Origin of the sequence: Soehngenia longivitae (genome assembly GCF_004684055.1) — a bacterium.
GTDB classification, from domain to species: domain Bacteria; phylum Bacillota; class Clostridia; order Tissierellales; family Tissierellaceae; genus Soehngenia; species Soehngenia longivitae.
This window is the reverse complement of sequence record NZ_SRIB01000002.1, coordinates 138,156-151,812: the sequence shown is the minus strand read 5'-3', so window position 1 is coordinate 151,812 and position 13,657 is coordinate 138,156. Positions and strand designations below refer to the sequence as shown.

13 protein-coding genes are annotated in these 13,657 nt (G+C 32.3%); 2 read left to right on the top strand and 11 right to left on the bottom strand.

Annotation, left to right across the window (positions count from 1 at the left end; all coding sequences use genetic code 11):
• Positions 1–15: 15 nt before the first annotated feature.
• Entirely contained in the window at positions 16–321 is a 306-nt protein-coding gene (locus tag E4100_RS09550; protein WP_345702326.1) for a HesB/IscA family protein, read from the bottom strand.
• Positions 322–388: 67 nt separating this feature from the next.
• Entirely contained in the window at positions 389–742 is a 354-nt protein-coding gene (locus E4100_RS02310; RefSeq protein WP_135270419.1) for a phage holin family protein, read from the bottom strand.
• 126 nt (positions 743–868) lie between these two features.
• Between E4100_RS02310 and E4100_RS02305 the strand changes: the two genes are divergently transcribed.
• Positions 869–1,054 carry a DUF1858 domain-containing protein gene (locus E4100_RS02305; protein ID WP_135270418.1) on the top strand — a complete coding sequence of 62 codons (186 nt, stop codon included), beginning with the start codon at positions 869–871 and terminating at the stop codon, positions 1,052–1,054.
• Between the two features lie 31 nt (positions 1,055–1,085).
• Here the strand turns inward: E4100_RS02305 and E4100_RS02300 are convergent, their stop codons facing one another.
• The 5 genes from E4100_RS02300 to metG form a co-directional block, all read right to left on the bottom strand.
• Positions 1,086–1,316 carry a glutaredoxin family protein gene (locus tag E4100_RS02300; RefSeq protein WP_135270417.1) on the bottom strand — a complete coding sequence of 77 codons (231 nt, stop codon included), beginning with the start codon at positions 1,314–1,316 and terminating at the stop codon, positions 1,086–1,088.
• A 67-nt stretch (positions 1,317–1,383) separates the two neighbouring features.
• Complete coding sequence (gene rsmA, locus E4100_RS02295; protein ID WP_135270416.1) at positions 1,384–2,280, bottom strand: 16S rRNA (adenine(1518)-N(6)/adenine(1519)-N(6))-dimethyltransferase RsmA; 897 nt, start codon at positions 2,278–2,280, stop codon at positions 1,384–1,386.
• A complete protein-coding gene (gene rnmV, locus E4100_RS02290) occupies positions 2,270–2,815 on the bottom strand; it encodes a ribonuclease M5 (RefSeq protein ID WP_135270415.1) in 546 nt (181 codons plus the stop codon). Before rnmV ends, rsmA begins: the two co-directional genes overlap by 11 nt.
• Positions 2,808–3,605, bottom strand: a complete 798-nt coding sequence (locus tag E4100_RS02285) for a TatD family hydrolase (RefSeq protein ID WP_135270414.1) — start codon at positions 3,603–3,605, stop codon at positions 2,808–2,810. Before E4100_RS02285 ends, rnmV begins: the two co-directional genes overlap by 8 nt.
• A 14-nt stretch (positions 3,606–3,619) precedes the next feature.
• A complete protein-coding gene (gene metG, locus E4100_RS02280; RefSeq protein WP_135270413.1) occupies positions 3,620–5,617 on the bottom strand; it encodes a methionine--tRNA ligase in 1,998 nt (665 codons plus the stop codon).
• A gap of 259 nt (positions 5,618–5,876) precedes the next feature.
• Between metG and E4100_RS02275 the strand changes: the two genes are divergently transcribed.
• Positions 5,877–6,902, top strand: coding sequence for a resuscitation-promoting factor (locus tag E4100_RS02275; protein WP_135270412.1), 1,026 nt, complete (start codon positions 5,877–5,879; stop codon positions 6,900–6,902).
• A gap of 26 nt (positions 6,903–6,928) precedes the next feature.
• Here E4100_RS02275 and pulA read toward each other — a convergent pair whose 3' ends face one another.
• Genes pulA through glgD form a run of 4 tightly spaced genes read right to left on the bottom strand, consistent with a single transcriptional unit; the run spans position 6,929 to position 13,656 of the window.
• A complete protein-coding gene (gene pulA / locus E4100_RS02270) occupies positions 6,929–8,833 on the bottom strand; it encodes a type I pullulanase (protein ID WP_135270411.1) in 1,905 nt (634 codons plus the stop codon).
• Between the two features lie 27 nt (positions 8,834–8,860).
• Positions 8,861–11,083, bottom strand: a complete 2,223-nt coding sequence (locus E4100_RS02265) for a glycogen/starch/alpha-glucan phosphorylase (protein ID WP_135270410.1) — start codon at positions 11,081–11,083, stop codon at positions 8,861–8,863.
• 11 nt (positions 11,084–11,094) lie between these two features.
• Positions 11,095–12,525, bottom strand: a complete 1,431-nt coding sequence (gene glgA / locus E4100_RS02260) for a glycogen synthase GlgA (protein ID WP_135270409.1) — start codon at positions 12,523–12,525, stop codon at positions 11,095–11,097.
• 6 nt (positions 12,526–12,531) lie between these two features.
• A complete protein-coding gene (gene glgD / locus E4100_RS02255; RefSeq protein ID WP_135270408.1) occupies positions 12,532–13,656 on the bottom strand; it encodes a glucose-1-phosphate adenylyltransferase subunit GlgD in 1,125 nt (374 codons plus the stop codon).
• Position 13,657: the final 1 nt, after the last annotated feature.

Below are 13,657 nucleotides of genomic sequence, written 5' to 3'. Positions count from 1 at the left end.
CCCACCTTTTTTTGTTTAACAACTTGTTTGTTCTTTCAAACCATTTGGCAAAATACTAAAACCTCGTCTTAGCCAATTGTCACTATAGTCTATGGTGAATGAATCAAAATTTTCAAAAGCCAAATCCTCTATATAAAATTTAAATCCATCAGCCTCAACTTCTGTATCTTCTGCTTTTGGCTCGTCCAGAGCCATTCCAAAACTTGGACCACTTCAACCATAGCCTGCTAAAAAAATTCTCAATACTTTGTCTTTGTTTTTTCTACTTTCAAGGACTTTATTTAATTCCTCTTTAGCAGAATCTGTTAAAATAATTTCCATTTCATCACTCCTATACCCCTATATGGTATATTAATAATAAATCTTTATTTTTGTTTTGTCAAGTTATTTATACTCTTTTACCTGGAAGTACTGCATCTACTATGCCTAATACTAAAGCCCCAATGATAGCTCCAACTATAGTGATATTGTATCCATCAACAAAATATCTTGTTAGATATAAAACAACTGCTGTTACAACAAAACCTACTGCACCTGCCCCAAATGGAGAAGCATTAACTCCTACAATTTTTACAGTTAACCAGTTTAATATCCCAATTACTATAGCCGCAACTATTAAAGTCCCTATTCCAGATGTGCTAAACCCCGGTGTAAAAAATGCGGTTATCCCCAAGACTACAGCTGATACTATTATCTTAATAATTAAATCGAAAATACCTGTATTGTTTTTTGAATCGCTCATATTATCGCCTCCTAAGTATATTATTCCCATATATTGATTTTTGAAACAATTTCCATTTAAAAAAACACTAGCCAAAATTAAATTTATATGCTAGTATTATAGTATGAATTAAAGGGGGTTTTGTTTATGGAAATTAAAAAAGATATGCTAATTGGTGAAGTTATCAGGAAAAAACCTGAAGCAATAGAAATACTTCTAAGACATGGAATGGGCTGTATTGGTTGCCCTTCAAGCCAAATGGAAAGTCTTGAAGAAGCTGCTATGGTTCACGGACTAGATTTAAACAACTTAATGAAAGATTTGAATGCATAAAAATACGGGGTAGAATTTCTACCCCGTATTTTTATGCTCCTAAAAGAGAGTCTATTCTATCTTTGTCAAATCCTACGATTTCTTCCCCATCGATTATAACAACAGGTACTCCCATATGCCCCATTGACATAAGTTCTCTTCTAGCTTGATTATCAGTTGAAACATTTTTTTCAACATAGTCAACGCCTTTTTCTTTTAGATGATTTTTTACCATAGTACAATATGGGCATGTACTGCTTGTATATACTACAACATTTTTCATAATTATCTCCTCCAAAATATAATAAATACTTTTAACAATTATATTATACCCCTATGGGGTATACTTGTCAACACAGTCTTTTTTTACCCTGAAATCCTAATTTCAAACTCATATCCAATAATTTAGTCAAATTTAAATATTCTTCTATTGATAAATCCTCTGCTCTTCTGTTTTCATCTATATCAGCTAAAGTCAAGAGTTCTCTTATATCATCTTTCTGTACATTTAAGTCTTCATAACTCGATAGCGCATTTATTATAGTTTTTCTTCTCTTTGAAAAAGCAGCTTTTACAATTTTAAAGAAAAGTTCTCGATTTACATCGTATTTTTTATTTAATTCCATCTTTACTACAGCGCTGTCGACTTTAGGTTTAGGCATAAAAACAGTGTTAGGAACTTTAAACTCAATTTTCGGTTCAGAGTAAAACCTAATGAAAATAGACAATGAACTGTAATCCTTTGACCCAGGTTTTGCAGTCATTCTGAGTGCTACTTCTTTTTGAACCATTACAGTTATTAAATCTATTGGAAGATCATTTTCAAATAGCATTTCTAATATGGGCGTAGTAACATAATACGGAAGATTAGCAACCACAGAGATCCTCTCTCCATCGAATTCTCTTTCAATTATTTCTTTCAAGTCGAGTTTTAAAACATCAGAAAAAATAACTTTTATGTTTTCAAAGCCAGATAGAGTTTCTTCTAGTATAGGCTTTAATCTCTCGTCCATCTCAACAGCAACTACTCTTTTGGCATTCAGTGCTAACTCTTCAGTGAGTGTACCTACACCCGGTCCTATTTCAAGTACATTTGTATTTTTATCTACTCCTGCTGCAATGCTTATTTTTCTTACTATATTCCCATCGATTAAAAAGTTTTGTCCTAGTGCTTTTGAAAAATTAAACCCATGTCGTTCTAAAATATCTTTTATCTGATTAGGTGAATAAAGCCTTTTAGTCTGCATCGTTATCTATCCTTTTTAAAGCGTCTATGAATTCTTCTTGTGTTATCCCAAAAGCATTTAATCTTAAAAGAAATGTCTTTGAATTTGCATAGCCAATTCCTAATGTGTTCCCAAGTTTTTCTCTTCTTTTCTTTGCATTTTTTCCGTTTGATAGATTGTTTGCTATCATATCCTTTACTGTAAACCTATCTTTTTTTTCAATCAATGTTGGTCTTACTTTTTTTATAGCTTCTATGATGTCATCTTTATTAGCATTTTCTATACCGATATCTCCATCTTTTAAAGCTTTTTCTTGAGATAAAAATGCATGTTTTGCATTTGGAAATAATTCTTTTAATTCTCGCCTTATCTTTTCCCCTTGATAGTCAGGATCCGTAAAGATTATTATCCCTTTTTCTCTGTCTATTTTCTTTAATATGTTGATGAACTTTTTACCATACGCAAAGCCATTTGTAGCAATGCATTCACATTCGATTGCAGATTTAACTTTCGCTATGTCATCTTTTCCTTCTACTACGATGACTTCTTTAATCATTTATATCACCAATTTTTATATCAAATAACTTTTTAGCATTTGCGCTAGTAATCTTTGCTATTTCTTCTAAGTCAACCTCTTTAATTTTAGCTATTTCTTCTGCTGTGTATTTAATGTATTTGGGTTCATTTCTCTTACCTCTAAAAGGTTCAGGTGCTAAATATGGGCAGTCTGTTTCTATGAGCAGGCTTTCTAATGGCACGTATTTAGCTACCTCTTTTGTGACCCTCGCATTTTTAAACGTGACAACTCCCCCAATTGCTATATAAAATCCGAGTTTGACATACTCTTTTGCAATTTCTACGCTGCTTGAAAAGCAATGCATGACACCCCTTAAATTTGAGCTTTTTTCAGACTTTATTATGTCTAAAGTGTCTTTTACTGCTTCTCTTGAGTGAATGACTATTGGCAAATCAAGTTTTTTTGCCAATCTTATCTGTTCTATGAAATACTCTTTTTGAAGCTGCTTAGGAGAGTTTTCATAGTAATAGTCCAGACCTATTTCCCCAATAGCCACAGTTTTTTCGTGTCTAGCTAATTTCTCTATCTCATCTAGACCTACTCCTAGACCTACTCCAACAAGTTCACTGACCGAATGTGGATGAACCCCAACAACAGAGTATATGTTGTCATAGGTTTGAGCTAAGTTTAAAGTGCTTTTACTTGATGCTATATCTGCTCCGATATTTATTACTATGTCAATTTGATCTGTTTTTAAATTTTTTATTACTGTTTCTCTATCATCGTCAAATCTTTCATCGTCTAAATGTGCATGACTATCAATAAACATATTTCTTCTCCCTATTACGATATGCTCGCTCCATCTTCAATTTCTTCTAATGTTGAGAGCAAAGTTAAATTTCCTTTTTCATCTTCAGCTGCCAGTATCATTCCTTTTGATTCTATTCCTCTTAATTTAACTGGTTTTAAATTTGCTACGACTATCACTTTTTTACCTACTAGATCTTCAGGTTTATAATATTCTTTGATCCCTGAAACTACAGTTCTAGTCTCGTCACCAATCTTTAGAGTCAATACCAATAGTTTGTCAGCCTTTGGATGATTTGTACAATCTATTACTTTTGCGACCTTTAATTTTACTTTAGCAAAATCATCTATAGTTATAGTTTCTTCTTCGTTTTCTAGTATTTTTTCTTCTTTTTTTTCTTCTTTGATCTCTTTATTTTCTTCCATTTTTTTCTTCTCCTTTAAAGCTTTTCTTTTTTCTATTAAATCAGAGTTTGCTTTTTCAAGCTTTACTAATTCTTTTTCAATGTCTAATCTTGGAAACATTATCTGTTGTTTATTTATTTTTAAACCAGATTCTAGTTTCCCCCAAACGCTCGCATCTTCCCATACTAAGCTCTCTATTACTCCAAGTTGATTTAGGATTGTTTTCGAGGTATTTGTCATAAATGGATTTATGAGAATTGCAACAGTTCTTAAACTTTCAGCTAAATTGTATAGAACAGTGTCTAGCCTTTCTTTGTTGTTCTCCTTAGCTAATATCCATGGCATGGTTTCGTCTACGTATTTATTTGTCCTTCTTATGAGCTTCCATATTTCTTCAAGTGCATTCGAAAAATTAAATACTTCCATATATTCATCAACTTTTTTATACGTTTCTTTTGCCAAGTCTTTGAGTTCATTATCTATCCCATCTTCTAGTGATGGCTTTGGTATAAATGAATCATTGTATTTTTCTATCATCGCGATGGTTCTGCTGACGAGATTTCCTAAATCATTTGCCAGATCTGAATTGAGCCTTTGCAAAAATTTCTCCCTAGAAAATGAACCATCTTGTCCAAATGAAAATTCTCTTAATAAAAAATATTTAAATGCATCTACTCCATAAAGCTCTATGATTGGTTCAGGATAGATGACATTGCCCTTTGATTTTGACATCTTGTCATCATCAAACAAAATCCAACCGTGTCCAAATACTTTTTTAGGCAATGGCAAATCCAATGCCATCAGCAATGCTGGCCAAATTATGGTGTGAAATCTCACTATTTCTTTTCCAACAAGGTGAACATCAGCAGGCCAGAATTTTTTAAAGTTCTCATCGTTGTCAGTTCCATACCCTAAAGCTGTGATATAACAAGATAATGCATCTATCCATACGTATATTACATGCTTTTCGTCAAATGGTACTTTTATACCCCAGTCAAATGTGCTTCGAGATACGCTTAAGTCTTCGAGCCCATCTTTTAGAAAATTATTTATCATCTCATTTTTCCTAGATTCAGGCTGAATAAAATCTGGGTTTTCCTCATAGAGTTTCAAAAGTCTATCTCTGTATTTTGAAAGTCTGAAAAAGTAAGTTTCTTCTCTTTCTATATGAGTTTCTCTCCCACAATCAGGGCATTTATTTCCGTCTACTAATTGACTCTTTGACCAAAAGGACTCACATGGAGTGCAATAATAACCTTCATAGAAGGATTTATATATTTCATCTTTTTCGTATAATTTTGTAAATATTTTCTGCACGCTCTTTTCATGATCTGGATCAGTAGATCTTCTAAAGGAATCATAATCAATCTCAAGTAATTCCCAAAGTTTTTTTATGTCTTTTACTATGCCATCTACGTATTCCTTCGGACTGACTTCATTTTCTTTGGCTTTTTCTTGTATCTTTTGTCCGTGTTCATCAGTTCCTGTCGTAAAAAATACTTCATAACCTTTTAATTTTTTGTATTTCTTTATAGTATCTGCAGCAATAGTTGTATAAGTATGCCCTATATGAAGATTGTCGCTTGGATAATAAATCGGTGTAGTGAGATAATATTTATTCATTTCCATCTCCCTTTCTTAGCCTTAATAAAAAAACCTTCAATCTCAATAGAGACGAAGGATTCGCCATCGTATTAATATCTATAATTATAGCCAATTTATGAGCTTTGTCAAGATAATGAACAGTCTTATTCTTTAGAATATTACGTCTATTTCCTCAAAAATTTGACAAGTTTTGAATAATCGTTTAGAATACTAAAATAGTCTAAAAAAGTTACAAAAGGGTTACAAATTTTAATCTTTTTGTAAAAAAATAAAGGAGGAAAATATGGACAGATTGAAAACTGATTCTTTCAGTAAAATCACCGTCCTCGTACTCTTAGCTATAGCAATGTTTCTGTCTTTGGGAATGACATTTTTGCAAAGAAGTGATGTCACTCTAAATGTAGATGGTGAAGTTAGAACTTTATCCACTTACTCACAGACAGTAAAAGAGTTAATTGATGAAGAGGGAATTGTTGTTGAAGAAGGTGCTTATGTAAGTCCTTCACTAGACACAGAGCTTGAAAACAACTTAGAGATTATCATAAAAAATCCAAAGGATTATACAATTAGAGTAGATGGTAAGAGCATAAAAATAACGACCATTGAAACAATCACTAAAGACATCTTAAGAGAGGCTAATATAACTTTAAATCCGCAGGATGAAACCGATCCTGCACTAAATTCTATTGTTAAAGACAATGGAAATATCAACGTTTACAGAATAGAAGAGAAAATAATAACTACAGATACAAAATTACCTTTTGAAAAACAAGTTATCTCTAATTCTAAAATGGAGATGGGAGCCTTAAAAACACTTCAAAAGGGAAAAGAAGGTTTGAAGAGAACTCAAGTAAAGGAAAAATACGTAGATGGTATCCTCGTATCTAGTGTAATCATCAGTGACAAGATCATCGAAGAACCAGTGACTCAAGTCGTTGAAAAGGGTACAAAAAATGTCATTGCTACATCACGTGGCAGTACAAGATTTAAAAAGTCAATTGTTATGACTGCCACAGCATATGATAATTCATATGCAAGTACAGGAAAATATCCTGGTCAAGCCGGTTACGGTTTAACTGCTTCAGGCACTTATGCTCGTCCTGGAACAGTTGCTGTAGATCCAAGAGTAATCCCTCTAGGCACAAGGCTCTACATAGAGTCACTCGATGGATCGAAAGATTATGGATTTGCTATAGCTGAAGATGTAGGAGGAGCCATTAAAGGCAATAAGATAGATTTATTCTTTGAAACATCTTGGGAAGTTAAAAATTTTGGTAGAAGACAAGTAAAAGTTTATATTTTAGAGTAAAAAGTTCGGGATTTCTCCCGAGCTTTTTATTTAATTACATTTACTTTGTATACATATGTTGATATTCCTAGTGTTTGAACTCCATGAGGATGATTTAGTTTTGTTTTGTTTCTGACAATTCCATTTTCATCAAAGATTAAATCAACTGTCATATCTATAAATTCGTCTTTGTATTTTTCAATAATATGCTTTTTTAAAATTTGATAAGTGAGCAGACATGGGTTTAAGTTGCCATTGTGTACTACCAATATATAGTTTTGATCTTCTCTTATGGTGTAAGCAACTGTAGGACAGTACTCTACATGATCAAAAAACTTCAAGTTTTTTCTTATCTCCTCTGCATCATCTAATCTAAAAGCTATATGAGATTTTCTAAATTCAATTAAATCTTTTATATAATTAAATACGTCTATGTTCTTTACTTTAAGTGACCAGTCTATTGCATTGATGCTCAAGGGAGCATTGTAAGTGTTGTGATGCCCATTTTTACTTCTCAAAAATTCGTTTCCTTCGTGTATAAAAGGTATCCCTTGAGATAAAAAAAGTATGGAATGAATAAATTTGTTGTAGGTTTTTATCTCTTCTTCAGTCTTTTGCGGGAATACTTTTAAAAGTTTATCTTGTAAAATCAAGTTGTCATGAGAGTTTACATAGTTAATAGTTTCGCGAGCTTTTTGAGTAAAGCCTATTCGAGATGGGTCATAAAATATGTTTCCAGCAATACCTGTTTCTACATTTCTTTTTTCATCTAAATTTCCTTGTGCAAATCCCAGTAAATAACCGTCATTATCTCCCTTTATAGCATTTCTAAAATTGTCATTAAACAATGCGAAAGCTTTCCTTGACTGAGTTCCTTTAGATGTCGTCTTGTTTGATGGCAATGGAGTTCTATCAGCCATCCAAGGCTCACCGTAAATCAAAATGTCTGGTTTTAGTTTTCTCAACTCCTCTACTGCCATTTCAATAGTGTCAATGTCAATTAAAGCCATTAAATCGAATCTAAAGCCATCCACCCTAAACTCTTTTACCCAGTATTTTAGGCTGTCAATGATGAATTTCCTAGCCATAGGCTTTTGTGAATCAAATTCATTCCCACAACCTGATCCATTTGAAAAACTGCCATCAGGCCACTGCCTAAAATAATAGTTAGTAGCCAATACATTAAAATTTGAAGTCTTTCCCCTAAAAGTGTGATTGTATACTACATCTAAAACAACTTTAATCCCTTTTTTATGAAAAGCCATGACGGTTTCTTTCAATTCATAAATCCTTTTTTTAGGATCATCTGGATGAAGGGTAATACTCCCTTCCACTGTATTGTACAATTCAGGGTCATAGCCCCAATTGTAGTTATCATCATCAAATACAAAATCTCTTTCTTCTCTTACTGTGAGATAATCATATACAGGCATTAAATGGACATGGGTTATCCCAAGTTCTGCTAGATGGTCTAAGCCAGTTTTATAGCCATTGTAATTTGTGTTTTCCTCGGTCATCCCGTACAATGAGGCTTTGTGTTTTACATTTGAAGTTTCATGTGTGGTGAAATCTTTAACATGAAGTTCGTATATTATTGAATCCGTTGGTTTTGTTAACGGTGGTTCTTTGTGCTCTAAAAAACCTTCTGGATTTGTCTTTGATAAATCTATTACACATGATCTATTTGAATTAACACTTGAGGCAATCGAATAGGGATCAGTTACTTCAAATTCATTTTCGACAATATATGTGTAATAGTATCCATCTAAATCTCCTGAAACTTCGGTTTCAAAAACTCCGTCAAAATCTTTAATCATGCTGTAGTCGCTACTCTCTAAACTAAGTGCATCTTTAAAAAGTCTTAGTTTTATATTGTTTTTATCTGGAGCAAATACTCTAAAAATAGTGCTATCAGTGGTGTATATTGCTCCTAATTCTTTATTAGAAATCATTTCCAAACTGTGTTACTCCTTCCATGTTTAAAATATATCATCGAATTGGCTTTTTACTACTGCGTCCGAGGAATATTCTTTAATTAAAGCAATACTAGAAATTGTCTTAGAATACCATTTCCTTTTGTTCAAGAAATGATGATCGATTTCTTGCCTTGTTGATCTGTAATCTTCAAAGTCTTTTAAAACTAAATTTATATCGTTAAATTTAATCAATAAATCAAACAACTCTTTAAATTCGTCTGGTTTAAAAAGCCCATAAGCACCATTTAAAGTATCTATGCTCTTTCTTAAAGCGATGTTTTTATAGTAATATTCTTGAGAATTGTAGCTTCTATTCTCATATATTTCTTGCACTTCTCTTTCTTCAGTTCCAAAAATATAGATGATGTTTTTTGTTGAATCTAAAAAGTCTAAATTGTATTTGTTTTTTGAGCCAATTGCGAGGCTTCCATTGATCATACTTATGAGTTTAAAGGCGTTTACTTTCTCTTTAGTAGGCGTCGCAAGGGACTGCACTAAATCAATTCCTGTGTATAAAGTGCCAATGCTTTTCAATGCATAATCATCTAAGAAAAACAACTTCAACTTATCCTTAATTGTCAAATCCTTGTTGATTTTTAGTGATAATTTATATATTAGTTTTATAATAAGTTTCCCGACGACATCATTGGAGTCTGCTTTTCCTGCAATAAAGAACACTTTTGGTATAGTGTCTATATTTGGATTGTCTATTAGCCTCAAATATTCATTTATTATATAAATAGTTTCTAGTAATTGCCTGTTTTTTTCATCAATTTGAATGATATGAGCATCAAACAATGCATAAGGGTTAATCTTGATCCGATAATAATCAAATATTTTTTGCGATAATTTAAATTTATGATTTTGCTTTATTTTCCCGATTTCTTCAATAAAATCAGGTTCATCAACAAAATCCAAGATTGACTCTATTTTATTGATGTCTTTAGATAAATCCCCTTTTATTGACTCATTTATGAATTCAAAAAGTTCTGGGTTGGCGAATTGCAAATATTTTCTGTGAGATATAGCAATTATAGGGTTTATAGTATCTATCTTGGTGTTTGTGGCTTTTGCTAAATTTATGAGCCTTACCTCTCCGTCCCAGAGAATTGATTCTTTTTTTATCTCTCCATTGGGGTTATTGGTGGTGATTTTTTTAATGTACCTGTGATGAATTTCATCTAAAATCATCCAGACTCTGGGAAGTACTTTCATCAATAAATTTCCCTCTGCTTGCAAATAATCTTCTTTTAATTTGATGTAAGTGAAAGTATTTTGAGTTATCTCCCAAGCTTCATCCCACTCTAAGTTGTACTCATCTAATAATATCCTCATAAATTCTGGTAGAGCTATCAATAAATTTGAATCTGCTAACAATACCCTAAATTTTGATGAAAAATCGCCAATGTATTCATTTGTGGTCAAATATTCCCTTATAGCATCTTTTAAACTAGATGATACTAAAATATACCTTTGAATTAGCTTTTCTTCTCTATCTGATTGTGTAGTCGATTTAGGCAATAGCCTATTTGTATGATTCAAGTCATCAAATAGTCTTATCTTTAAGTAAAATTCACTGTCTTTAGATATATATGGCAAATCATAACTCCTGATATTTAATTTGCTTGTGTTTAGTTGATTAAATCGGTATTTCCCATCTTGAAACTTGGTTTCCACCTGCCCGTAGATGTCGACTGAGTATTTGTATTCTTTCTTATAAAGCCAATTCTTCCCCCTGCTCCACCAATCGTCTATCTCTTCGTGTTGTCCATTTTCGTCTACGAGCTGCTTAAAGTATCCATCTCTGTAAAGCAGTCCATAACCTATGCAATTTATTTTTAAGTTAGCAAAGCTATCCATCAATGAATCTGTGTATATTCCCATGTAGCTTTTCCCTAATTCTATGCTTTTATCTTCCTCTAATAGGGATTTGAGGTTTATAATTTCTTTAGATAATGCGTTTTGAATGTCACTTGAAACATTCATGTAGTTGATGTGCTTAAATAATAAATCTCCAGGAAAATACTCTAAGGATAGAAAGATATTGGTCTTTTTATCTATCATTTTCTTTTGAGTATCGTAGATGTTTTTACCTATTGTCTGCCTTAGATAATAGCATGTTGCTCTGTATATTTCAGCAATTGAAGCTTCTTCAATCATCGTTGCTTGGTGCTGATAGAGTATGTCTTGTATATCATTTCTTATAGTGTTTAAATCCTTTTGCATCCATTCACCTTCTATTTTTTTAGAAGAGATTCGAACAATTTGATGTACTCAATCGACGAATTCTCCCAATCATGTTTAGCAGTCATTGCTTGTACGACTAAGTTGTTCCAGTTTTCTTTATCTTTATATAAACTGATTGCTTCTTTTACTGAAAATAAAAGCTCATGAGCATTGTAATTTGCAAAACTGAATCCAGTTCCTTCTCCAGTGTATTTATTGTAAGGAATTACTGTGTCTTTTAGCCCGCCAGTTTCTCTTACTACAGGGATTGTCCCATATCTCATGGCTATTAGCTGTGATATGCCACAAGGCTCAAATAGAGATGGCATGAGAAAAATATCTGAACCTGCATATACTAAGTGAGATTCTCTCTGATTAAAATATATGTGTGCACTCAATTTTTTCTCGTATTTCCAAGCATACATTTTAAACATGTCTTCGTATTCTCTTTCTCCAGTTCCTAAAACTACAAACTGAACATCTTCTTTTAAAATTTCTTCTAATATATATCTAATTAGATCAAATCCTTTTGAACTTACCAATCTAGATACTATTGATATAAGAGGTATATTTTCGTCTTGAGGTAAATTATATAGCTTTTGCAATTCTAATTTATTTTTCTTCTTGTTTTCTAAATTGTTGATATTATAGTTAAAAGGAATATTTTTGTCAGTTTCAGGGTTATATATGTCATAGTCTATTCCATTTACTATGCCTACCAGTTTATGTTCGTGTTTTCTTATGATTCCTTGGAGATTTTCTCCATAAAAATCATATCTGATTTCTTCTGCATAAGTCTTTGATACAGTAGTCAGTGCATCAGAATAAACAATCCCTGCTTTCAAGAAATTTATTTTATCAAAGAACTCCACTCCATCCGTTGTAAAATACTCAAAACTTAATCCGGCTATTGAAAGCACTTCTTTGTCAAAAACTCCTTGGTATTTTAAATTGTGTATAGTAAACACACTTTTTATATCTTTGTAGTATGGATCTCCCTTGGCAAAGTCCTTGATATAAAGTGGAATTAATCCAGTATGCCAATCATTTGCATGCACGATATCTGGCTTTAAGTCTAGCTCTTTTAACATCTGACAAACTGCTTTGTTGAAAAATGTAAATCTCTCACCATCGTCAAAATACCCATAAATGCCATCTCTTTTAAAGTAATATTCATTATCTATAAAATACACATCTAGTTCATCATCTTCATATTTCAAGATGCCTGCATAAACATGCCTCCATTGTAAATCTACATAGAAGTGCTTTACTTTCACCATTTTTTCTCTGTATTTGTCATCTATTTGAGAATATAATGGTAGAACTAATGATATTTTTTGTCCTTTTTTTCTAATAGCTTTAGGTAAAGACCCTGCAACATCAGCTAACCCTCCAGTTTTTATAAACGGTGCTGCTTCTGATGATACATATACGATATTCATACTGCTTCAATCCCTTCCAATTATCTGATTTTTCTCAACTACATATGGTATGGATCTAGTGCCCGCTATCCTTATACCTTCTGTGATTATGACTTGTTTGTCTATGATTGAGTTTACTACGGAAGCATTCTCTAATATCTCTGATTTTTGCATGATGATAGAGTTCCTAACTATAGCATTTTTTGCTACTCTTACTCCTCTAAATATGACTGAGTTCTCAACTTTTCCCTCAATTATACATCCATTTGCAATTAATGAATTTTGTACCTGTGCACTTTCTGTGTATATAGTTGAGGGTTCATCTTTAGTCTTTGTAAGCACAACTCCATTTTCTTGAAAAACTGCGTTTGATATACTTCTTTTTAACAAATTCATATTTGCATCATAATATGTTTTTAGATTTCTAATATTTTCGACATGTCCTTTAAATTCGTAGCTATTTATCTTGTATTTGTGCCTGTTCTTAATGATCGCTTCTTGAATGTAGTCTGCATCTCCTTTTTCAATTGACTCTTTTACGAGTTTTATAAATACATCTTTTTTGATATACCCCATTCTCAAATACATGTTAAAGTCAATTTCCGTTCCAAGATTTAGTCCAATGTTGATCATATCCCCGTCTTCTGAAATACTCATTTTTTCACAATTTATATAATTTCCTAATGGATCGTGTATTTTCTTATAAAACAATGTTATGTCAGCATCAGTTTCTAGAAAATGCTCCATTGCATCGTCTAAATCTACTTTAGCTATAATATTGGGTTCATTTATCAGTATTACTTTTTCTTTAGAATATTCAATAAACTCTAAAGTACTGTAAAACTGTGGGATATCGCCATATCTACTTATAGTGTAACCTTGTGTTATAGGTGGCACAATGTATAGACCATTTATTCTCCTGTTTAAATCCCATGGTTTTCCGTCTCCTAAATGATCCATAGTGGATCTGATTTTCTCACCAGTGTATACCGCAACAGTTCTAATCCCGTGATTTACCATATTTGATAGGCTAAAGTCAATCAGTCTATATCTTCCACCATAAGGTAGCATATAAACTGGCCTGTGCTTACAGAGTACTCCGAAATTATTTTCTATGTTTGCAGTGCTTATAATACCTAGGCTTCTTACCATT

What these genes read in the sequence shown, in the direction of transcription:
- E4100_RS02300 (WP_135270417.1), bottom strand. Translation starts at nt 1,316, where the DNA reads ATGAAAAATGTTGTAGTATATACAAGCAGTACATGCCCATATTGTACT.
- pulA (WP_135270411.1), bottom strand. Translation starts at nt 8,833, where the DNA reads ATGATTTCTAATAAAGAATTAGGAGCAATATACACCACTGATAGCACT.
- E4100_RS02275 (WP_135270412.1), top strand. Translation starts at nt 5,877, where the DNA reads ATGGACAGATTGAAAACTGATTCTTTCAGTAAAATCACCGTCCTCGTA.
- rnmV (WP_135270415.1), bottom strand. Translation starts at nt 2,815, where the DNA reads ATGATTAAAGAAGTCATCGTAGTAGAAGGAAAAGATGACATAGCGAAA.
- E4100_RS02310 (WP_135270419.1), bottom strand. Translation starts at nt 742, where the DNA reads ATGAGCGATTCAAAAAACAATACAGGTATTTTCGATTTAATTATTAAG.
- metG (WP_135270413.1), bottom strand. Translation starts at nt 5,617, where the DNA reads ATGGAAATGAATAAATATTATCTCACTACACCGATTTATTATCCAAGC.
- rsmA (WP_135270416.1), bottom strand. Translation starts at nt 2,280, where the DNA reads ATGCAGACTAAAAGGCTTTATTCACCTAATCAGATAAAAGATATTTTA.
- E4100_RS02285 (WP_135270414.1), bottom strand. Translation starts at nt 3,605, where the DNA reads ATGTTTATTGATAGTCATGCACATTTAGACGATGAAAGATTTGACGAT.
- glgD (WP_135270408.1), bottom strand. Translation starts at nt 13,656, where the DNA reads ATGGTAAGAAGCCTAGGTATTATAAGCACTGCAAACATAGAAAATAAT.
- E4100_RS02265 (WP_135270410.1), bottom strand. Translation starts at nt 11,083, where the DNA reads ATGCAAAAGGATTTAAACACTATAAGAAATGATATACAAGACATACTC.
- glgA (WP_135270409.1), bottom strand. Translation starts at nt 12,525, where the DNA reads ATGAATATCGTATATGTATCATCAGAAGCAGCACCGTTTATAAAAACT.
- E4100_RS02305 (WP_135270418.1), top strand. Translation starts at nt 869, where the DNA reads ATGGAAATTAAAAAAGATATGCTAATTGGTGAAGTTATCAGGAAAAAA.